Annotated in this window: 18 protein-coding genes; 6 read left to right on the top strand and 12 right to left on the bottom strand. The window is 74.8% G+C overall.

What is annotated here, in order from left to right; genetic code table 11:
- Positions 1-14 precede the first annotated feature (14 nt).
- The gene (locus CBP52_RS03925; protein ID WP_094179910.1) at positions 15-1,013 is read right to left on the bottom strand and encodes a hypothetical protein; all 999 of its coding nucleotides are present in this window, start codon (positions 1,011-1,013) and stop codon (positions 15-17) included.
- A gap of 265 nt (positions 1,014-1,278) precedes the next feature.
- Between CBP52_RS03925 and CBP52_RS03920 the strand changes: the two genes are divergently transcribed.
- The 5 genes from CBP52_RS03920 to CBP52_RS18465 all read left to right on the top strand — a co-directional run bounded on the left by CBP52_RS03920 (position 1,279) and on the right by CBP52_RS18465 (position 4,876).
- Positions 1,279-1,617, top strand: a complete 339-nt coding sequence (locus CBP52_RS03920) for a metalloregulator ArsR/SmtB family transcription factor (RefSeq protein ID WP_094179909.1) — start codon at positions 1,279-1,281, stop codon at positions 1,615-1,617.
- On the top strand, positions 1,614-3,413 hold the full coding sequence (locus CBP52_RS03915; protein ID WP_369826289.1) for a SulP family inorganic anion transporter: 1,800 nt from the start codon (positions 1,614-1,616) through the stop codon (positions 3,411-3,413). Before CBP52_RS03920 ends, CBP52_RS03915 begins: the two co-directional genes overlap by 4 nt.
- 13 nt (positions 3,414-3,426) lie before the next feature.
- The gene (locus CBP52_RS03910; RefSeq protein ID WP_094179908.1) at positions 3,427-3,966 is read left to right on the top strand and encodes a YbhB/YbcL family Raf kinase inhibitor-like protein; all 540 of its coding nucleotides are present in this window, start codon (positions 3,427-3,429) and stop codon (positions 3,964-3,966) included.
- 63 nt (positions 3,967-4,029) lie between these two features.
- On the top strand, positions 4,030-4,593 hold the full coding sequence (locus CBP52_RS03905; RefSeq protein ID WP_232514647.1) for a YbaK/EbsC family protein: 564 nt from the start codon (positions 4,030-4,032) through the stop codon (positions 4,591-4,593).
- Between the two features lie 151 nt (positions 4,594-4,744).
- Positions 4,745-4,876, top strand: coding sequence for a hypothetical protein (locus CBP52_RS18465; RefSeq protein ID WP_255407184.1), 132 nt, complete (start codon positions 4,745-4,747; stop codon positions 4,874-4,876).
- 48 nt (positions 4,877-4,924) lie between these two features.
- Here CBP52_RS18465 and CBP52_RS03900 read toward each other — a convergent pair whose 3' ends face one another.
- From CBP52_RS03900 to CBP52_RS03855, 10 genes are all read right to left on the bottom strand, one after another.
- Positions 4,925-5,758, bottom strand: a complete 834-nt coding sequence (locus CBP52_RS03900; protein ID WP_094182126.1) for an RNA methyltransferase — start codon at positions 5,756-5,758, stop codon at positions 4,925-4,927.
- A 19-nt stretch (positions 5,759-5,777) separates the two neighbouring features.
- Entirely contained in the window at positions 5,778-6,983 is a 1,206-nt protein-coding gene (locus CBP52_RS03895; RefSeq protein ID WP_094179906.1) for an endo-1,4-beta-xylanase, read from the bottom strand.
- A 30-nt stretch (positions 6,984-7,013) separates the two neighbouring features.
- A complete protein-coding gene (locus CBP52_RS03890; RefSeq protein ID WP_094179905.1) occupies positions 7,014-8,297 on the bottom strand; it encodes a sugar MFS transporter in 1,284 nt (427 codons plus the stop codon).
- 58 nt (positions 8,298-8,355) lie between these two features.
- A complete protein-coding gene (locus CBP52_RS03885) occupies positions 8,356-11,196 on the bottom strand; it encodes a hypothetical protein (RefSeq protein ID WP_157732489.1) in 2,841 nt (946 codons plus the stop codon).
- Between the two features lie 185 nt (positions 11,197-11,381).
- On the bottom strand, positions 11,382-12,503 hold the full coding sequence (locus CBP52_RS03880) for a lytic polysaccharide monooxygenase (RefSeq protein ID WP_094179903.1): 1,122 nt from the start codon (positions 12,501-12,503) through the stop codon (positions 11,382-11,384).
- Positions 12,504-12,670: 167 nt separating this feature from the next.
- On the bottom strand, positions 12,671-14,578 hold the full coding sequence (locus tag CBP52_RS03875) for an ABC transporter ATP-binding protein (RefSeq protein ID WP_232514646.1): 1,908 nt from the start codon (positions 14,576-14,578) through the stop codon (positions 12,671-12,673).
- Between the two features lie 128 nt (positions 14,579-14,706).
- Positions 14,707-16,449, bottom strand: a complete 1,743-nt coding sequence (locus tag CBP52_RS03870; RefSeq protein WP_094179901.1) for an ABC transporter ATP-binding protein — start codon at positions 16,447-16,449, stop codon at positions 14,707-14,709.
- 213 nt (positions 16,450-16,662) lie between these two features.
- Entirely contained in the window at positions 16,663-17,898 is a 1,236-nt protein-coding gene (locus tag CBP52_RS03865; protein ID WP_094179900.1) for an SPFH domain-containing protein, read from the bottom strand.
- Positions 17,899-17,930: 32 nt separating this feature from the next.
- Positions 17,931-18,365 (bottom strand): NfeD family protein, encoded by a 435-nt coding sequence (locus tag CBP52_RS03860; protein ID WP_094179899.1) that lies wholly within the window; start codon positions 18,363-18,365, stop codon positions 17,931-17,933.
- Positions 18,366-18,490: 125 nt separating this feature from the next.
- Positions 18,491-19,282 (bottom strand): ABC transporter ATP-binding protein, encoded by a 792-nt coding sequence (locus CBP52_RS03855; RefSeq protein ID WP_094179898.1) that lies wholly within the window; start codon positions 19,280-19,282, stop codon positions 18,491-18,493.
- A gap of 83 nt (positions 19,283-19,365) precedes the next feature.
- Here CBP52_RS03855 and CBP52_RS03850 point away from each other — a divergent pair, with 83 nt between their 5' ends.
- Positions 19,366-20,172, top strand: a complete 807-nt coding sequence (locus tag CBP52_RS03850; RefSeq protein ID WP_094179897.1) for a hypothetical protein — start codon at positions 19,366-19,368, stop codon at positions 20,170-20,172.
- On the opposite strand, the gene glgA is transcribed toward CBP52_RS03850, so the two are convergent.
- Complete coding sequence (gene glgA, locus CBP52_RS03845) at positions 20,151-21,386, bottom strand: glycogen synthase (protein ID WP_094179896.1); 1,236 nt, start codon at positions 21,384-21,386, stop codon at positions 20,151-20,153. The two genes, CBP52_RS03850 and glgA, sit on opposite strands and share 22 nt — an antisense overlap.
- Positions 21,387-21,475 lie beyond the last annotated feature (89 nt).

The raw sequence follows: 21,475 nt of genomic DNA, 5'->3' as shown, positions 1-21,475 counted from the left end.
CTCGTCCGCGAGCCTCATCCGACGAGCCGCAGCGGTGCGCGCCGCTCCCCGGCCTGCGACGCGGTCCGCGGCACGGCCGCCGCGACCGCGGCGTCCTGGCCCGGGGCGGTCAGGGGGAACGTCAGGTCGAGTGCGAGCGGCACACCGGCACCGGCGCGCCCCGCGCGCGCGACGCGCACCCGGTGGGTCCGCAGACGGCCGTGCCCGTCACCGAGCCCCGACCACGCCGCCCGCTCCGCGGTGAGCACGACCTGAGCGCCCGGCCAGGGCGTGGTGGCGAGCAGCACGGCGCCGCGCTCCCGCGCACGTGCGGACAGGCGGCGCCGGTCCGCGTCGACGAGCCGCGCCTCCGGTCCGACGACGACCACGTCCACCCCGTCCAGCAGGGCAGCCAGGACGAGCGCGGCGTCCGCCCCCGGGTGCGGGACGACCGCGAGGCGGTCGAGCACCACGCCCGACTCCGCGGCCGCGAGCAGCCCGAGCGTGGGCTGGCCGACGACGGCCGCCCAGGAGCCCGCGGCGCTCGCCGCGGCCAGGACCGCGAGCGCGAGCGACGTCGAGCCCAGGACCGCGGTGGTCGCACCGCGGCGCAGCCCGTCCGGCAGGAGCGGGGCGAGGGCCGGCGGGACGGGCAGCGCGGGGCGCTCGGTGGTGAGCAGCGCGGCCGACAGCACGCCGGGCGCGCGCGTGGGCTGCTCCGGGCCGTGGACGGTCATCCGCTCGGGGCGGGTCACCGGCTCGGGCACGGTCACCGGCTCGGGGACGGTCCCCGTCTCAGGGATGGTCTCAGGGATGGTCACCGGCTCAGGGATGGTCCCCGTCTCAGGGACGGCCACCGGCTCAGGGACGGCCACCGGTCCGGGTCCCGTCGTCTCCGGCTCGGCCGTCGGGACGGCGACGACGGGTCGCTCGTGCAGCAGCACGCTGCGTGCACCGGTGCGACGCTCGGCGTGTGCGAGCGCGAGCCGGGCCCGCGCGATCCGCTCCTCCCGCGACAGCACGTCGACCGTCATCACGCACCTCTGTGGACGCCGTCGCCGGACCCCCGGCACCTGCACAGACGCCGCTGACCTGCAGGTTTGCGGTCAGATCGTGGTCTGTTCGAACGTCTGTTCGACACTGCTAGTACACGCTCCCCGCGGCGCGATGTCAACCTGCGGCGGGCCCGCGACCCGTGTCTCACCCGCATGGGCGAGCGAACCGCGCACCGCCTCAGAAGGCGTATGGTTTGACAGATTCATCAATCCATCAGGCGTTCTCCCCACCCCTGGAGCACCCGTGCCGCAGTCACCCGGCCTCGACCGGCCCCTGGCCGAGGTCAAGGCCGACCTGTTCAAGGCCCTGAGCCACCCCGTTCGCGTGCGCACCCTCGAGCTGCTCGTCGAGCGCGACCGCCAGGTCGCCGACCTGCTCACCGAGCTCGAGCTCGAGGCCTCCCACCTCTCGCAGCACCTGGCCGTGCTGCGACGCACCGGCGTCGTCACCGCGACCCGCCGCGGGAACGCCGTGCACTACACGCTCGCGCTGCCGGCGGTCGCTGACATGCTCGCGGCCGCACGCGCCGTGCTCGTCGACGCCGCCACACGCCGCGCCGAACTGCTCGAGGACGCGCGGTGACCGCCACCGCACCCTCCGCCGCGCCCTCCTCCGACCACTCCTCCCACACCTCCTCCACCGACCCCGCCGGATCCTCCAGCGCCTCCGACCCCTGGGCCACGCTGCGCCGCCTGCGCGCGCTGCTCCCCGGCCGCGACGACTACACGGGGCTGTCCCGCTCGTGGCGGCGCGACCTGGTGGCGGGGCTGACGGTCGCGGTCGTGGCGCTGCCCCTCGCGCTCGGGTTCGGCGTCTCCTCCGGGACGGGCGCCGCCGCCGGGCTGGTCACGGCCGTCGTCGCCGGCGCCGTCGCGGCCGTCCTCGGCGGGTCGCACCTGCAGGTCAGCGGACCGACGGGCGCGATGGCCGTGGTGCTCGTGCCCATCGTCGCGCGGTACGGCCCGCAGTGGGTGCCCGTCGTGGCGATCATGGCGGGCGGCATCGTCGTGCTCGCGGGCGTGCTGGGCCTCGGCCGGCTCGTCGCGTACCTGCCGTGGCCGGTGGTCGAGGGCTTCACCATCGGCATCGGCGTGGTGATCGCGCTCCAGCAGGTGCCGCTCGCGCTGGGCACGCCGAAGGCGGAGGGCGAGAACGCCGCGCTCGTCGCCGCGCGCACCCTCGCCGCGACCGACTGGTCGGCGGCCGTCGCGCCGCTCCTTCTCGTCGCGCTGGGGGTCGCGCTCGTCGTCGGGCTGCCACGGCTCCACCGCGCGGTCCCGGCCTCGCTCGTCGCGGTCGCCGTGGCCACCGTCGTCGCCGAGGTCGCGCACCTCGACGTGCAGCGCATCGGTGCGCTGCCCTCGAGCCTGCCCGCACCGCACCTGCCGGTCGTGGACCTCGCGACGACGAGCGCGCTGTTCTCGTCGGCCCTCGCGGTGGCCGCGCTCGCCGCGCTCGAGTCCCTGCTGTCGGCGCACGTCGCGGACGGCATGGCCGACGACGTGCCACGCACCCGGCCCAACCGCGAGCTCGTCGGCCAGGGGTTCGCGAACGTCGCGTCCGGGCTGTTCGGCGGGCTGCCCGCGACGGGTGCGATCGCCCGGACCGCGGTCAACGTGCGCACGGGGGCACGCACCCGCGTCAGCGCGCTCAGCCACGCCGCGGTCCTCGCGCTCGTCGTCTACGCCGCTGCGCCGCTCGTCGGCCGCATCCCCGTGGCCGTGCTGGCCGCCGTCCTGCTCGTCACCGCGGCCCGCATGGTCGACCTGCGCGCGGCGAAGGCCATCTGCCGCTCGGGACGCGCGGGCACGCTCGTGCTCGTCGCGACGCTCGTCGTGACCGTCGCGTTCGACCTCGTGCTCGCGGTCGAGGTCGGCGTCGCGGTCGCCGCCGTGCTGTCGCTGCGGGCGATCGCCCGCTCCAGCGGGCTGCACCGCGAGGACCCGCCCGACGAGGTGATCGCGGCCGACACCGAGCGCGAGCTGCTGCACGAGCACATCGCGGTGTACCGGATCGACGGCGCGCTGTTCTTCGCCGACGTCCGGCGCTTCCTGGACGAGCTGATGGCGGTCACCGACGTGCGCGTCGTGGTGCTGCGCCTGTCCCGCGTCACCGTGATCGACACGAGCGGCGCTCACGCGCTCGTGCAGATCGTCACCGACCTCGAGCGACGCGGCGTCGTCGTGCTGCTCAAGGGGCTGCGTCCCCAGCACCGCCGGGTCGCGGAGTCGATCGGCGTCATCGCGGCGCTGCGTCACGAGTCGCACCTGTTCGACGACCTCGACGCCGCGCTGGACCACGCGCGTGCGCACGTGCGCGCCGCGCGCGTGCCCGCGACGATGGGCTCGGCCGCCCACCCCGACGGCCCCCACGCCTGACCGGAGGACTCGCATGGTCTCGCTCACCCGCCCCGTCGCGCCGGACCCGTACTCGCTGCTGCCCGCCGTGCCCGCGTTCGAGGTCACCAGCACGGACTGGACGCACGGCGAACCGGTCCCCGACGTCCACACCAACACGCCCGCGGGGCGCAACGTCTCGCCGCACGTCGCGTTCTCGGGCTTCCCGGAGCAGACCGCGGGCTTCGCCGTGAGCGTGTTCGACCCGGACGCGCCCGGCGTCGCCGGGTGGTTCCACTGGACGGTGCTGGGCCTGGGCGCGGACGTCACGTCGCTGCCGACCGGCGCCGGCACGCCCGACGGCGCGGGCCTGCCGGCGGGGGCGTTCCAGCTGCGCAACGACGACGGCACGGTCGGCTACGTGGGCTGCGCGCCGCCGCCGGGCGACCAGGTGCACCGCTACTTCCTCGTCGTGCACGCGCTCGACTCCGAGGACATCGGCCTGACCCCCGACGCCCCGCCCGGGGCCGTGAGCTGCGCGCTGGTGTTCCACACGCTCGCGCGGGGCGTCCTGGTCGGCACCTACCAGCGCTGAGCCGCGCGACGACGGCGGTGGACGGCTCGGCCGGCGTGCCCGCCGGTCGGTAGGGTGCGGCGCGTGACCCTCGGGACCCTCGACTGGAAGCCGGCGCTCGAGCACCTCGACCTCGTCGCCGCGCCGACCGCGCGCACGCTGAGCGCGTGGGCCGCGGCCGACGCCGACGTGGCGCGGCACGTGCTCGTCGCCGAGATCGACCCGGACCTGGCCGACACGGCGGCGCTCACAGAGGCGTACGCGCTGCCGCCGTCCGCGTCGGCGAACTGCGTGCTCGTCGCGGGCCGACGCGAGGGCGCCGAACGCGTGGCCGCGGCCGTGGTGCGCGCGACGACGCGCGCCGACGTCAACAACGCGGTCAAGCGGCTGCTGGACGTGCGCAAGGCGTCGTTCCTGCCGATGGACCGCGCCACCACGGAGTCCGGTATGGAGTACGGCGGGATCACGCCCGTGGGCCTGCCGGAGGGCTACCGCGTGCTCGTGGACGCGGCGGTCACGGTGCCCGACGAGGCGGGCGCGCTCGTGGTGGTCGGCAGCGGTCTGCGGCGCTCGAAGATCGCCCTGCCGGGTGCGCTGCTCGCGCGTCTCCCGGGCGCCGAGGTGATCGAGGACCTTGCCCTCGCTTGAGCGTCTTGGCCCATCGCACGGGCATTCTTGACCCCGTGGTGACCGGCCCGTGGGGCACCTGTGGAGGTGTGGCCGGAGCCTCGCCGCGGGCCCGCCGGAGTCGGGACGGACGTCCCTGAGAACCCCGCTGCGGACGTCGGACGATCGGGTCATGCACCTCCTCCTGGCCGACCCCACCCAGACCCTGGACTCCCCCGACGCGGACCGCGACGAGCCGGTCGTCACCACCTTCCTCGCGGTGGCGCAGGCGCAGACCGACGAGCTCCCGCCCTTCTGGGACTGACAGGCACCGACCGGCCCCGCGCTCGAACGACGACGATCCGGCGCGGGGTCACCCCACCGCGCGCGTGGCCCAGAACGCGACAGCGGCCGCCGCGGCGACGTTGAGCGAGTCGACTCCCCCGGCCATCGGGATGCGCACGACGAGGTCGCAGGCCGCCACGGTCGCCGGCTTGAGGCCGTGCCCCTCGGCGCCCAGCACGAGCGCCAGCCGGTCCGGCAGGTCGGCGACGAGCGCGTCGAGCGTGATCGCGTCGTCGCCGAGCGCGAGCGCCGCGGTGACGAAGCCCGCCTCGCGCAGCGTGTCGACGCCCCCGGGCCACGGGTCGATCCGCGTCCACGGCACCTGGAACACGGTGCCCATCGACACCCGCACGGAGCGCCGGTAGAGCGGGTCCGCGCACCGCGGCGTCACGAGCACCGCATCCACGCCGAGGGCGGCCGCCGAGCGGAACGCGGCACCCACGTTGGTGTGGTCGACGACGTCCTCGAGCACCGCGACGCGACGCGCGCCGGCGAGCAGCGCCACTGGGTCGGGCAGCGGTGGGCGGTGCATCGCCGCGAGCGCGCCACGGTGCACGTGGAAGCCGGTGATCGCCTCGAGCACGGGCTCGTCGGCGACGTACACGGGCACCGGTGGGTCGTCGTCGGCGGGCAGGGAGGCGACCATGCGCTCGAGGTCGGGCACCCACCGCGGCGCGAGCAGCACCGAACGCGGCCGGTGCCCCGCCCGCAGGGCACGCTCCAGCACCGTCGAGCTCTCCGCGATGTACAGACCCTTGGCGGGCTCGTGCCGCGACCGCAGCGCGACGTCGGTGAGCGACACGTAGTCGGCGAGGCGCTCGTCGTCGGGGTCGGTGACGGTCAGCAGGTCCAGGTGCGGCACGACGCGCGGCCTCCCGCGGTCAGGCGGCGAGCCGGACGACGGGCCGGGCGTCGTCCCCGACGACGAACGACGCCGACGCGCCACCGGCGCGCACCTCGTAGTCGCCGCGCCAGCCGCTGACCGTGACCCGGCCCTCGGCGTCGGTGCGCAGCGTCGTCGGGGCGTGCCACCACTGCCCGCGCACGAGGTCGCGCAGCGCATGGTACGCGGGCTTGGGCGTGCCGTCACGCCGCACCAGCCCCGCGGGCGCGCCGAGCCACGCCCCCTCGTCGCCCAGCCCCCAGTAGGTCACCGACTGCACCGCCGGGTGCTCCGCGAGCAGCGTGTAGTGCGCCGTGAGCTCCGCGGCCTGACGCTCCTCGCCCTGCGACGTCGAGGGCCACGAGTCGACCACGTAGTCGTTGAGGTCGTCGATCTCGGGCGGCATGAGGTCACCGGACACCAGCGTGGTCTCGGTGAAGTGCAGCGGCAGGCCGAACCGGGCGAACCGCTCGAGCACGCGCTGCGTCTTCTCCTCGCCCCACCAGCCCTGGTGCATGTGGCTCTGCAGGCCCAGCGCGTCGACCTGGATGCCGGCCTCGAGCACGCCCTCGATGAGGCACTCGTACGCGGTCGACATGTCGAAGTCGTTGAGCAGCAGGGTCGCCCCGGGGTTGGCGGCGCGCGCGGTCTCGAACGCGAGGCGGATCGTCTCGATCCGCCCGCGCTGCCACGCGAGCGGCGTGACGGCGTTCTCCTCGGCGCGGAACACGGGCATGATCACGACCTCGTTGATCGCGTCCCACGTGTCCACGAGACCCGCGAACGCCGTGACGTCACGCGTGATGCGCTCGCGCGCGATCCGCTCGACCTCCTCGACCGGGCGTCCGAGCAGCCACTGCGGCGCGAGCGTGTGCCACAGCAGCGGGTGCCCCTTGACGCGGACACCGCGCTCGACGAGCCGGCGTGCGGCCGACGCCAGCGCGTCCGTGCGCGGGTGCCCCTCCTCGGGCTCGAAGTGCCGCCAGTAGAACGGGAGCGTCGCGGTGTCGAACAGCCCGTGCCACAGGTCGTCGAGCGGGGCGCGCTCACCCGGCGCGAGACGGACCTCGTCGAACGCGATGCAGCCGAAGCCGAACGCGTGCCGCGTCTGGGCGACCTCGACCTCACGCTCCGCCAGCGGGCTGCCCTGCGCGTCCAGGACGGTGAGCACGGTCGAGGTGGTGCGGTGGTCGAGCGCGGCCATCGGTCGGGTCTCCTTCATCGGGGTTCGCGGTCAGCGTACGGGCGTCGGGGCGACGAGCCGGCCACCGACGAGCGCGACGACTCCCCCGAGCAGCGCGACCGCGGGCAGCACGAGGAACGCGGTGTGCACGCCGACCGCGTCCGCGAGCGCACCGAGCAGGAACGGTGCCACGCCGATCGCGAGCCCGCCGGCGAGCGTGGCCCGCGCCTGCGCGGCGTCCTGGGCCTGCGGGGCGGTCGACAGCAGCAGCGCGATGGACAGCGGGTACTGCACGCCGCAGCCGAAGCCGGCGATCACGAGGCCGACCACGGCGACCGTCGACGACGACGCGGTCCACAGCACCGCCCAGCCGGCGATCGTGACGGCGAACGACGCCGCGAGCAGCATCGCCGGACGCACGCGCAGCGACAGCGGCCCGACGAGGAACCGCACGCCGGACACCCCCGCGACGAACCCGGCGGTCGTGGCCGTCGCGATCCCGGCACCCGCGGCGGTCTGCTCGCGCACGAGGTCGGTGGACCAGTACGTGGTGATGTTCTCCAGCGCGATCGCGGCGACGACCGCCGCGAGGAAGCACCACGCCGCGAGCGCGGAACGAGGCGCGGGCTCGTCGGGTGCGTCGGGCAGGTCGTCGACCGGGGCGACGGCCCGGTCCTCCACCGGGGCGAGCGCGTCGACCGGCCCGTGCGCGGTGCCCCCCACGGGCACGAGCCGCGGCTCGGCCCGCGACGCGCGGGTGCGCGCCACGGCGGGCGGGGTCATCGCGCCGCCGACGGGCAGCCGGGAGGCGGCCCACGCCGTCAGCAGGGTGATCGCGATGGTCACGGCGACCGCGGGACGCCACCCCCACCCGATCGCGACGCACGCCCCCGCGGCGAGCGGCCCGACGAGGCCGATGCTCGACCCGACGCCGTTCGCCTCGGTCACCGCGGCGGACGCGGCGGGTCCGTGGTGCTGCGCGAGCCCGGCCTGCGACGCGGCGATCGCGACGTTGCCGCCGAGCGCGAGGACCGCGACGGCGGGCAGGCTCACCGCGAGCGATCGCGCCAGCACGAGCGCGAGGACGCCGACCGCGACGAGCACGAGACCGACGACGACGGCCGTGCGCCGGCCTGCGCGCGCCACGAGACGCGGGGCGACCCAGCTGGCGGCGATCGCGCCCACCGCCATCGCGGTGCCGTGCAGGCCGGCCTGCGCGTCGGAGATGCCGAGCTCGTCGGCGAGGAGCGGGACGCTCGGGTTGAAGCTGTACAGGAACCAGCCCCACGCCACGAAGCACCCGTAGAACGTCCAGGTCAGGCGGTCGCGACGCACCGACCGAGGATACGTGTCACCACGAGCGCCGGGACGGGACCGAGGACCGCCCGGCGCGTCACCGGGACGGGCGGCTCGCGCGCAGGCACGCGACGAGCGTGTCGAGCTCGCGCCGGTACTCGGGGGCGCGCGGGTAGCCGGAGTGCGCGACCACCTGCAGGAGGTACGCGTCGGCGTCGACCTCGCTCGCGGGGACGTCGACCGGCGAGTCCGCGTACCCGTCGACGGGGAACCCGATGAAGTCGGTCCGCCGCCAGAGGCTGCGCCACCGCACCGCGCAGGCACCGCCCGGGGGTGACGTGAGCGAGCCGAGCAGCGTCGGCTCGGTCCGGGGGCCGGGCACGGGCGACGGGTCGGCGGCCCACGGGTCGGCGGCCCACAGGAGGGCGCCCGGGCTCGGGCGCGTGCCGAGCACCTCGGGTCCGAACAGCTCCGGGAAGAAGCGTCCGAAGTACGCGCGCAGCTGCGTGCCGTAGGTCAGCAGGCCGACCCGGTGGTCGTGCGGCCCCGCGGGACCGTCCCACCGCGCCAGCAGGGTCGCGACGGCGACGACCCCGCCCAGGCTGTGCGCGGAGAGCAGCACGCGACGCCTCGCGCGGGTCGCCTCACCGCCGGGCAGCGGCGTGCCGTCGTCACCGAGCCACGCGTCGATGCGCGTCCTGAGCTCCGGCACGACGCGCTCGGCGTAGCACGGCGGTGCGAACGGGTGCGCGGCGCGCGGCAGGAAGCACATGAGGTCCCACAGCAGCCCCCAGGGACGCGCGAGCGCGTTCTTGGACCCGGCGAGCACGACGCTCGCGACGACGAGCCCGAACGCCGCGACCACCGCCGCGCCGGACAGGTCGACCGCGAGCGCCCACAGCGTGCCGAGCGCGCCGCCGTACGTCGCGCGCGGGTCGGGCAGCGCGAGCGAGCCGACGAGCGCGAGCAGGTGCAGCACCGCGACCGCGCCGACCAGGCGCTCCGCGCGCTGTGCGAGCGCGGCTCGTCGTCGTGCGGCCTGCACCGCGGCGTCCTCCCCCGTGGTCGGCCGCGGCTGCGCGCCGCCGGGCACGACGGGCACGACGGTGCGGCGCAGCGTCGCCGTGCGGATCCCGAGCACGACGAGGAGCAGGACGAGCAGCAGCACACCGGCCACGCTCGCGACCGCGAACTGCTCGTAGCCCGGCGGGACGTGCAGGTGCGCGGCGGCCGGGCCGTGCACGACCACCGGGTCACGCAGCGGGTCCTGGGCCGCGGCGTCGTCGAGCGCCTGCTGGGTCTGCGTGGACAGGCGCTGGTTCTCCGCGGCCGCGGGCGCGTCGAGCCACGCCACCGTCCCGAGGACCGCGGCGGCGCTGAGCACCATCGCGAGCCCGCCCGCGAGCGCGAGCAGCACTGCCGGCCCGCGGCCCGCCCAGCCCTCGCACGCGCGACCGGGCCGTCGGCGGCTCACGACCGACGCGACGACGGTGAGCGTCACCAGGCAGAGCCCCGCGACCGTGCGCCACACGACGCCCCACGCGCCGGCGGACCACAGCACCGCGAGGCCGGCGCCGACGGCCGTCGCCAGGACGAGCGGCACCCACACCGCGGCGCGCAGGTGCGCACGGATCCCGACGGCCGCCAGCACGAGCAGGACCATGAGCGCGACGAGCGAGCGGGGCAGCGCGTGCAGCCCGAGGAAGGGCGGTGACGCGGCGTCGGCGGGACGCAGCGGTCCGTCTCCCGAGCGCGCGACCGCCACGACCACCCACCCCAGCAGCACGAGCGCGACACCCAGGAGCAGCACCTCGGCGGTGCGCGAGACCCGCACCTCGGCGGCGAAGGTCGAGCGGCCTCCGCCCGGCGGGTCGAGGCGCAGCCGCCCCGTGCGCCACGCGGCCAGGGCGACCACCACGGCCGCGGCGAGGACGGCCAGCGCCCACGGCAGCCGCCCGTCCCGCGCCCACACCGCGGCGTCCAGGCACCCCCGCGTCCCGAACCCGTCCGAGTGCGTGCACTGCGGCACGTCGCGGTACAGGTAGTGCCACGAGACGAGCCCCGCGAGGGTCGCGAACGCCGCAGCGAGGTGCGCGAACCACTGCACGGACGAGCGGCGGGCGTGCGTCCAGAACCCCGGCCGGGCGAGCAGCGGCCAGGTCCCGCGCGGGTCGAGCCCCGCGCCGTCGGCCAGGCCCCGCGCCTTCGTCGTCGACATGCGTCGCTCGTACCGGAGCCGCCCCGTCGAGCCGACCACCGCGAGCACGACGAGCACGACGGCGGTCGCCGCGACGAGCGCGGCGGTGCGCTCGCCGGTGGACCAGCGCGCCGCCGCGTCGGCCCACCCGGGCAGCGCCGCGCAGACCTGCACGTAGGTGACCTCGCCCGACGTCGTGCGCGGCCCGTAGCACTGCGCACCGACGACGCCGAGCGTCACGGTCGCGACCGTCGCGAGCCACAGCAGCGTGAGCAGGAGCCCGAACAGCCGCACGAGCCCACCGCCGGCCGACGACCGTCGCCCGTGCGGCTCGTCGGCATCGCGCGACCAGTACGCGACATTCGCGAGCCCGAACGGGATGATCAGCACCCACAGCGCGCGCACGACTCCCGCGACGAGCCCGCTCACGCGACCCAGGCCCGGGACGGCGGACAGCCGCGCCATCGCACCCCACGAGTACGCCTCGCGCCGGACGCCGGGGGGCACCTCGCGCGGGTCGCCCGCGCGACGCGGGACCGCTGCGGCCGCGGCGGTCGGGGCCCAGAAGCTGCCGAGCTCGTCGCCGTCGACCTGCTCGACCTGACCGGGCGCGAGCTCGAGCATGCTCGCGGGCGGCGTGTTGGCGACGCCGTGCACCCGCAGCTCCAGCACGTCGGGCGTCGTGGGCTCAGGCGTCGTGGGCCGACCCGTCCCGCGCCACCACCACCCCCACCGGTGCACGGTCGCCCCCTTCCCGGCGGCCCCCGCCACCCCCGTGGAGCGACCCTAGCCATCCCGGCACCACGCCCGCCATGCCCGTCTCGTCCCGGTTCGGCGCGTCCGGCCGTGGTGCGCGGTCCGGGTCACGCACCCCGCACGCGACGAGGCCCGGGACGCACTGCGCGTCCCGGGCCCCGTGCGTCAGGTCAGGCTGCCGCGCAGCTCGCGGTCAGGCCCGAGCTCGACCCCGAGCCGACGAAGCCGGCGGTGGCGCTCTGGCCGGACGCCAGCGTGCCGTTCCAGGCCGCGTTGCTGATCACGTTGCCGGAGGCGGTACCGCCCCACGCCTGCGTGACGGTCGCACCGTTGACGGTGACCTTCCAGCCCTTCAGCCCGCCGGACCCCGCCGTGACGACGACGTCCGCGACGTAACCGCCGGACCAGCTCGAGTTGACCTTCACGGTCGCGGTGCAGGCGCCGGTCGGCACCGTCGGCTCGTCCGTGGGCTCCTGCGTGGGCTCGTCGGTCGGCTCCTGCGTCGGCTCGTCCGTCGGCTCCTGCGTCGGCTCGTCCGTCGGCTCCTGCGTCGGCTCGTCGGTCGGCTCCTGCGTCGGCTCCTGCGTCGGGTCGCCGCCGCCCTCACCGATGATGATGTCGCTGCACAGGTAGTACGGCTGGTCGAGGTGGCTCGCCTGCCAGATCGTGTACAGCACGGCCCGGCCGCTGCGGTTCGGCAGCGAGACGTCGGTCTGGTACAGGCCGGTCGTCGGGTACGAGCCGGTGGTCTTCACCAGGTCGAGCGAACCCCATGTGAGGGCCTGCGTGGTCGGGTCGAAGCCCGGCTTCGTGACGTAGATCTTCAGGTAGTCGGCCCCGTGCTTCGCGCCGTCCGTCAGGGTCAGGCGGAACGAGTTCGGCACCCGCGTCGCCGTCCATGCGCCGACCGTGTCCATCGACTTGTACAGGCCGTTCTGCGTGCGGCCGCCGCTGCAGAGCTGCCCGTCGGGGATCACGGCCTGGTGCTGGCCGCCGACGTTCTCGCGGAACAGGCCGTTCCAGTTCCACATCGCGTTCGGGTTGTCCTGGAACGCCTGCCAGCACATCGGGTCGTCCGTCGCCATCTGGGGGTTGAGGTGGTCGTCGCCCCACCGCTCCCAGCAGCTGTAGTTGCGGGTCGGCGGGTCGGTCACCGAGCCGTGCGCGCTCGCCGACGGAGCCGCGAGCGTGAGGGCGCCCAGGCCCAGCGCGAGGGCCATCGGGACGGCCAGAGCGGCACGGCCCACACGGCGCAGGAGCCCTCGACGGGCGGGGGGTGCGGTCGATCGCATCGTTCCTCCAGGGGGAGTCGGTGTCCCGCGGACAGGCCGCCACGCTGCTGACCCGGCGCGGACGCGGTCGCCACCACCGTCCACATCGACCACCTGGGTGAACAACGTCCGAAACGGTTCACCCCGGCAATCCGCGACGAACGTCCCTGTCGCACCCCTCGGCCGGGTCAGACCTCCTCGGTCGCCGCCGCCGCGAACTGGCTCTGGTACAGGCGCGCGTACGCGCCGCCCGCGGCCAGCAGCTCCTCGTGCGTCCCCTGCTCGACGATCGACCCGTGCTCCATCACCAGGATCGCGTCGGCGTCCCGGATCGTCGACAGCCGGTGCGCGATCACGAACGACGTGCGCCCCGCGCGCAGCGCGTTCATCGCGCGCTGCACGAGCACCTCGGTCCGCGTGTCGACCGACGACGTCGCCTCGTCGAGGATGAGGATCGCCGGGTCGGACAGGAACGCGCGCGCGATCGTCAGGAGCTGCTTCTCCCCCGCCGAGACGCCCGTGCCCTCGTCGTCGATCACCGTGTCGTACCCGTCCGGCAGCGTCCGCACGAACCGGTCGACGTGCGTCGCCTCGGCCGCCGCGACCACCTGCTCGTGCGTCGCGCCGTCGACCCCGTACGCCAGGTTCTCCTCGATGGTCCCGCCGAACAGCCACGTGTCCTGCAGCACCATGCCCGTCTGCCTGCGCAGCTCGTCGCGCGTCAGGTCGCGGGTGTCCACGCCGTCGAGCGTGATGCGGCCCGCGTCGATCTCGTAGAACCGCATGAGCAGGTTCACCAGCGTCGTCTTGCCCGCACCCGTGGGACCGACGATCGCGACCGTGTGCCCCGGTTCCGCGACGAGCGACAGGTCGGTGATCAGGGGCGCGTCCGGCGAGTAGGAGAACGCGACGTGCTCGAACTCGACGCGCCCCCGCACGGGCCGGGCAAGGTGCGCGGGCGAGCGCGGGTCGGGCTCCTGCTCGGGGGCGTCCAGCAGCTCGTACACGCGCTCCACCGACGCGACACCCGACTGCAGGAGGTTCGCCATGCTCGCGAGCTGCGTGATCGGCTGCGTGAACTGACGCGAGTACTGGATGAACGCCTGCACGTCGCCCAGCGTCATCGCGCCCGACGCGACGCGCAGACCGCCGACGACGGCGACGATCACGTAGCTGAGGTTCGACAGGAACCCGAGCGCGGGCTGGATGGTGCCGGAGATGAACTGCGCGCGCCGGCTCGAGTCGTACAGCGCCTCGTTGCGCTCCGTGAACGTCGCCACGGCGTCGTCGGACCGGTTGAACACCTGCACGAGCATGTGCCCGGTGAACATCTCCTCGATGTGCGCGTTGACCTGCCCGGTGTAGGTCCACTGCTCGATGAACCGCGGGCGCGAGCGCCGGGCGATCAGCGCGGCGACGACCATCGACAGCGGTACCGTCACGAGCGCGACGACGGCGAGCAGCGGCGAGATCCAGAACATCATCGCGAGCACGCCGACCACGGTGAGCAGCGACGTGATGACCTGGCTGAGCGTCTGCTGCAACGTCTGGGCGACGTTGTCGATGTCGTTCGTCACGCGGGACAGCAGCTCGCCGCGCGGCTGGGAGTCGACGTAGGCGAGCGGGACGCGGCCGAGCTTGGCCTCGACGTCGGCCCGCAGGCGCAGCACGGTGCGCTGCACGACGCCCGCGGTCATGCGGCCCTGCGCCCAGCCGAACAGGAACGAGCCCACGTACACCGCGAGCACGACGAGCAGGATCGAGCCGAGCCGGTCGAAGTCCACCCCCTGGCCGGGCACCACCTGCATGCCCGAGACCATGTCCGCGAACTGGCCCTGGCCCTGCGCACGCAGTCCCGCGACCGCGTCCTCCTGGGAGATCCCCGCGGGCAGCATCGAGCCGACGACACCCTCGAACAGCACGTCGGTCGCGGTGCCGAGGAGCTTGGGCCCGACCACCGCGAGCACCACTGACGCCACGCCGAGCACGACGACCGCGACGAGCCGCACCCGCTCGGGCCGCAGGTCCCGCAGGAACCGCCGTCCGGAGGTGCGGAAGTCCATGGACTTCTCGCCGGGCATGCCCATCGCACCCATGGGGCCGTGCCCGGGGCCGGGGCGCCGGGGCCCGGCGGGCCCCGCCGCAGCGGCTGCCGCGGCAGCGGGGGCCGGGGACGGGGCCGGGGACGGGGACGGGGACGGCGCGGGACGGTCCGCCGGCGCGTTCATGCCGCCTCCTGTGCGCTGAGCTGGGAGTACACGATCTCCTGGTAGGTCGCGTTCGCCGCGAGCAGCTCGTCGTGCGTCCCCTGCCCGACCACGCGGCCGGCGTCGAGCACCACGATGTGCTCGGCGTGCCGGATCGTCGCGACGCGCTGCGCGACCACGAGCACGCCCGCGTCGCGGGTCTCGGGGACGAGCGCGGCGCGTAGCGCGGCGTCCGTGGCGTAGTCGAGCGCGGAGAACGAGTCGTCGAACAGGTACACGCGCGGCCGGGCGGCGAGCGCCCGCGCGATCGCGAGACGTTGGCGTTGCCCGCCCGAGACGTTGGTGCCGCCCTGCGCGATCGGTGCGTCGAGGCCGCCGGGCATGGCCTCGACGAACTCGCGGGCCTGCGCGACCTCCAGCGCGTGCCACAGCTCGTCGTCGCCCGCGCCCGGCGCGCCGTACTCGAGGTTCGAGCGCACCGTCCCCGAGAACAGGTACGGCTTCTGCGGGACCAGCCCGATCTGGGACCAGAGCTCGGGCAGCGCGACGTCGCGCACGTCGACGCCACCGAGGAGCACCTGCCCGCCCGTCACGTCGTAGAGCCGTGGCACAAGGTGGAGAAGCGTCGACTTGCCCGACGCCGTCGAGCCGATGATCGCGGTGGTCCGGCCGGGCTCGACCACCAGGTCGACCTCCTCGAGCACGGGGCGCTCCGCACCGGGGTACCGGAACTCGACGCCCCGCAGCTCGAGCCTCGCGCGCGTCCGCGCGTCGGTGGGCAGCGCGACCGGTGCGGCGGGCGGGAGCACGCTCGTCGTGGTCTCGAGCACCTCACCGACGCGACCCGCGGCGACGACCGCACGCGGGAACATCACGAACATCATCGTGCTCATCATCACGGCCATGAGGATGTACGCGATGTAGGACAGGAACGCCGTGAGCTGGCCGATCTGCATCGCACCGTCCGCGACCCGGTGCCCGCCGAACCAGATGACCGACGTGCTCGTCACGTTCAGGACCAGCATCACGGCGGGGAACATCAGCGCCATGAGCTGGCCGGTGCGCAGCGACGTGTCGTACAGCGCGCGGTTCGCCTCGTCGAACCTGGCGGCCTCACGCTCCTCGCGGACGAACGCGCGGACCACCCGCACCCCGGCGATCTGCTCGCGCAGCACGCGGTTGATCGCGTCGATCCGCTTCTGCATCACCCGGAAGTACGGGATCATCCGTGAGACGACCGCCCCGATGACCAGCCCGAGGACGGGCACCGCGACCACGAGGATCCACGAGAGCCCGACGTCCTCCTGCAGCGCCATGACCACACCCCCGACGAGCATGATCGGGGCCATCAGGACGAACGTGAACGTCATGAGCGCGACCATCTGGATCTGCTGCACGTCGTTCGTCGTGCGGGTGATCAGCGTCGGCGCGCCGAACTGCCCGAGCTCGCGCGCGGAGAACGTCTGCACGTGCGCGAACAGCCGTCGTCGCAGGTCGCGACCGAAGCCAGTCGCGGCGTAGGAGCCGTACCAGACCGCCCCGATCGCGGTGACGACCTGCACGAGGCTGACCGCGAGCATCACGCCGCCGAGCCGCATGATGGTCGCGGTGTCGCCCTGCGCGACGCCGTCGTCGATGATCCGCGCGTTCAGGCTCGGCAGGTAGAGCGTCGCGAGCGTCTGCACGAGCTGCAGGAGCACGACGGCGGTCACCGCTCCCGAGTACGGGCGCAGGTGCTCCTTCAGCAGTCGGTCGAGCATCGACGCTCCTCATGTCCGGGGGTCACGCGCGGCCACGTCCGCGCACGCGCGGGCCCGACCACCCGCACGCCACGCTAGATGACTGCTGTCTGCAGACGAACACAATTCGCCCTGAGCGCACAAGGTCGCACCCCCGCCGCGGACGGTCGCGCGACGGGGGTGCCGTGGGAGATGAGGAGGGAGATGCGGTGGGAGATGCGGTGCCGGAGCGGGTCAGCCCTGGTCGCGAGGCTGCGGCGGCGCCGGCGGCTCGTCGCGGGTCGGGGCGGGCGGCGCGTCCTGCGGCGGGACCGGGGGGACGGGCGGCGCCGGCGGCGTCGCGGGACGCGGCGGGACCGCCGCGCCACCCGGGTGCTGCCCGAGCTCGGCCGCGGGGTCGAACGGACGCCCCGACAACGTGCCCGCGCTCGTCGCGTCGGCCGTCGCGGCCGCCGACTCGCGGCGGGCCTCGGCGAGCGCCTCGGCCGGGTCGGTGAGCGTCACGGGCGGCAGGTCGCCGTCCGCGAGCGGCGACTCCCCGGCGGGACGGTCGGCCTCGGTGGCGCCCGGCGCGGGCCACCCACCGAACCCCTTGGCCATCTGCCCGAGCGCGCCCGTGAGCTCGGCGGGCAGGAACCACATCTTGTTCGACGGGTACGCCGCGATCTTCGGCAGCGTCTGCAGGTACTGGTAGGCGAGCAGCTTCGGGTCGGCGTCGCCGCGGTGCACGGCGTCGAAGACCTGCAGGATCGCGCGCGCCTCGCCCTCGGCCCGCAGGATCGCGGACTGCGCCTCACCCTCGGCTCGCAGGATCGCCGACTGCTTCTCGCCCTCCGCGGTGAGGATCTGCGACTGCTTGACGCCCTCCGCGGTGAGGATCGCCGCGCGGCGGTCGCGCTCGGCACGCATCTGCTGCTCCATCGAGCCCTGGACCGACGCGGGCGGGTCGATGGCCTTGAGCTCGACCCGGTTGACGCGGATGCCCCACTTGCCGGTCGCCTCGTCGAGCACCCCGCGGAGCTGGCCGTTGATCTGGTCGCGGCTCGTGAGGGTCTGCTCGAGGTCCATCGAGCCGATGACGTTGCGCAGCGTGGTGACGGTGAGCTGCTCGATGCCGGTGATGTAGTTCGCGATCTCGTAGACCGCGTCCTTCGGCGACGTCACCTGGAAGTAGATGACCGTGTCGATGCTGACGACGAGGTTGTCGGACGTGATGACGGGCTGCGGCGGGAACGAGACGACCTGCTCGCGCAGGTCGACGCTCGCGCGCACGCGGTCGATGAACGGGATGAGCAGGTGCAGGCCCGCGTCCAGGGTCCGGCTGTAGCGGCCGAGCCGCTCGACGATGACCGCGACCGCCTGCGGCACGATCCGCACGGACCGGAACAGCGCGACGAGCACGAAGATCAGGACGAGCCCGCCCACCACGATCAGCGCGAGCTGGCCGACGTCGGTGGTGTCCTCGGTCATGGAGCCTCCTTGGTCCGTTCGGTGGTGCCGCGTTAGGGGCGCGGCGTGGGGACGACGACCGCGGTCGCGCCGTCGATGCGGGTGACCGTGACCTCGGTGCCGGGTGTCAGTGCGTCGCCGTCGGACGTCCGGGCGCTCCACACCTCACCCGCGAGCTTGACCCGCCCGGTCTCGCCCGTGACCGTCGCGATCACGACCGCCGGACGGCCGACGAGGGCGGACGCGTTGGTCTCGACGAGCGGCGTGCGTCGCCGCAGGTGCCGCAGCAGCCACGGCCGCAGCGTGACGAGCAGCAGCACGGACACGACGGCGGCGACGACGATCTGCACCCACAGCGGCGCTCCCGCGGCGCTGGCGACCCCGCCGGCGAGTGCCCCGCCCGCGGCCATGATGAAGACGAGCTCGAGCGAGAGCATCTCCAGGATGCCGAGCACCAGGGCGCTGCCGACCCACCAGAGCCACTCCACCGTGCGTACCTCCCGATCGTCAGCCGTGCACCGATCCTAGGCACACTCTTGACGGTCTCGTGAGGATTCGGGTGCCGAGCGCCCAGAAGGAGCGAGGAGCGGGCGACGACCGGTCAGGCAGGCGGTCAGACGAGCGTCGCGGCGCGGGCCGACCAGCGGCCCGCGTGCCGGTCGAGCAGCAGGTCGATCCCGAACGCGCCCGAGAGCTGCTCGGCCGTGAGGACCTCCTCGATGGGGCCGGACGCGTGGACCGCGCCGTCGCGCAGGAGCAGCAGGTGCGTGAAGCCCGGCGGGATCTCCTCGACGTGGTGCGTGACGAGCACCAGCACGGGCGAGCGGCGGTCGTCGGCCAGCTCGGCGAGCGCGCCGACGAGCTCCTCGCGGCCACCGAGGTCGAGCCCTGCCGCGGGCTCGTCGAGCAGCAGGAGCTCGGGGTCGGCCATCAGGGCACGAGCGATCTGCACGCGCTTGCGCTCACCCTCGCTGAGGGTGCCGAAGTACCGGTCGCCGAGGTGCTCGACCCCGAACGCCCGCAGCAGGTCGGTCGCGCGGGTCTCGTCGAGGTCCTCGTACTCCTCGCGCCACCGCCCCGTCATGCCGTACGCGGCGGTCAGCACCACGTCGCGCACGAGCTCACCCGTGGGGATCTTGTCGGCGAGCGCGGAGCTGGACAGGCCGATGCGCGGCCGCAGCTCGAAGACGTCGACGTTGCCGAGCCGGCTGCCGAGGAGCTGCGCCGAGCCGCTCGTCGGGTGCATGCGCCCCGAGGCGACCTGCAGCAGCGTCGTCTTGCCCGCGCCGTTGCGTCCCAGGACGACCCAGCGCTCACCCTCGGCGACCGTCCACGACACGCTGTCGAGGATCGTCGTCGTCCCCCGTCTGATCGTCACGTCCTGGAGGTCGAGCACGTCGGTCATGGCACGACCCTAACGTTCGAGCGCCCGTCCCCGCGCACACGCCTCGCGACGGACGGCGGGCCCGGACGCCGTACCGTGGGCGGGTGCCCGACCTCGACCTGCCCCGGGGCGCCGTGCTCGCGCTGTGGCTCGGCGCGACCGCCGCCCGCCCCGCCGGCTCTCCCGTGCCCACGGCCGCACTGCGCGGCGTGCAGGGCGACGACGAGCCGCACGAGGTGGTGGACGCGACCGGCTCCCGCCTCGACCTCGCCGACGCGGTCGCGTCGTGGACGGCCCCCGACCTCGACGTCGTCGCGCTCCTGCCGGCCCCCGGCGACGTCGCGGGCGTGCCCGCCGCGGTGAGCGCGCAGGCGCTCGACGCGCGTGAGGTCGTCCTGCTGCGCTCGGCGGGCCGCAGCCTCGCGCTCGTCCCGGAGGTGACCGGGTTCGGCTCGGCCCTCGAGCCCGGGCACCTGGTCACGTGGCACGCCACCGAGGTGCCCGACTGGACGCTGGCGGTGCAGGGGCTCGGCACGCTCGAGGACGCCGACCGAGGCCTGCGGCGCGGCCTGACGGACGTCACGGACGCGCTCGTGCGCCTCGACGTGGCGCACTGGGACGACGAGCACGCGGCGCAGGTGGTCGCGCTGCGCGACGCGGGCGTGCCGACCTGGCGGCTGCCGGACCGTCTCGACGCGCGCCGCGGTCGGATCCTCGCGAGCGCCGCGCGGCTGCTCGCGATCGTGGACCTCGCGACCCGCGACGACGGCGGCGCCGTCAACCTGTGGCAGGCCGACCAGCGCACCGCCGCGCTGCGCGACGTCGACCGGCTCGCGCGTCGCGCGCTGTCCGCCGCGACGTTCGCCGGTCCGGCCGCGGGCCCGGGTCCTCAGGCGAGCACGCCTCGGTAGACCTCGAGGGTGCGCTCGGCGACGGCCGCCCACGAGAAGTGGTCCTCGACCCGCTGCCGGGCCGCCAGGCCCCACCGCCGGGCGCGCTCGACGTCCGTGACCGCCTCCGTGAGCGCGGCGCCGAGGTCGGCGACGAACCGCTCGGGGTCGCGCGGTGTACCCGTGCCGTCCTGCACCTGGTCGATCGGGACCAGCCAGCCCGTGACGCCGTCGTCGACGACCTCGGGGATGCCGCCCGTCGCGGTGCCGACCACGGGCAGCCCGACGGCCATGGCCTCGAGGTTGACGATGCCGAGCGGCTCGTAGACCGACGGGCAGACGAACACCGTCGACGCGGCGAGGACGGCGACGAGGTCCTCGCGCGGGAGCATCTGCTCGATCCACACCACTCCCGAGCGGCGCGTGCGCAGCGCCTCGACGAGGCGCGTGACCTCGGCGGCGATCTCGGGGGTGTCGGGTGCGCCCGCGCACAGCACGAGCTGCACGTCGGCCGGCAGCGACTCGGCCGCGCGCAGCAGGTACGGCAGGCCCTTCTGGCGCGTGATGCGCCCGACGAACACGACCGCGGGACGCGTCGGGTCGATGCCGAGCGCGCGCACGGTCTCGTCCGCGTGCGCGAGCGCGGCCTCGTCGGTGGGCCGGCGCCACGCCGCCAGGTCGATGCCGTTGTGCACGACGTGCACGCGTGCGGGGTCGACCGCGGGGTAGCTGCGCAGGATGTCCTCGCGCATGCCGCCCGAGACGGCGATCACCGCGGCCGCGCCCTCGTATGCGGTGCGCTCGACCCAGCTCGAGACCGCGTACCCACCGCCGAGCTGCTCGGCCTTCCACGGCCGCAGCGGCTCCAGGCTGTGCGCCGTGAGCACGTGCGGCACGCCGTGCAGCAGCCCGGCGACGTGCCCGGCGAGGTTCGCGTACCACGTGTGCGAGTGCACCAGGTCGGTCGCGACGTCGTCCTCGCCCGCACCGATGCCCGCGACGATCTCGAGGTCGACCCCGAGCGTCTGCAGCGCCGCGTTGGTGCCCGACAGACCCCCCGGGACCGAGTAGCCGTGCACACCCTGCTCGCGCGCCGCGTCGTCGCGCGGCCCGTCGAAGCAGTGCACGCGCACGTCGAGGCTGCCCCGCAGCACCGCGGCCAGCTCCGCGACGTGCACCCCGGCCCCTCCGTAGACGTGCGGGGGGTACTCCCGGGTGAGCATGTCGACGCGCACTGACGACCTCCGTGGACGGCGGCCCGCACGCACCGGCGGGCCGTGATGCGCGACACGCTAGCGCGTGAACGCGCCCTGGCCTCGCCCGC

It is taken from the genome of Cellulomonas sp. PSBB021, from assembly GCF_002240455.1.
GTDB lineage: Bacteria > Actinomycetota > Actinomycetes > Actinomycetales > Cellulomonadaceae > Cellulomonas > Cellulomonas uda.
This window is presented reverse-complemented; position numbering and strand designations above follow the sequence as displayed.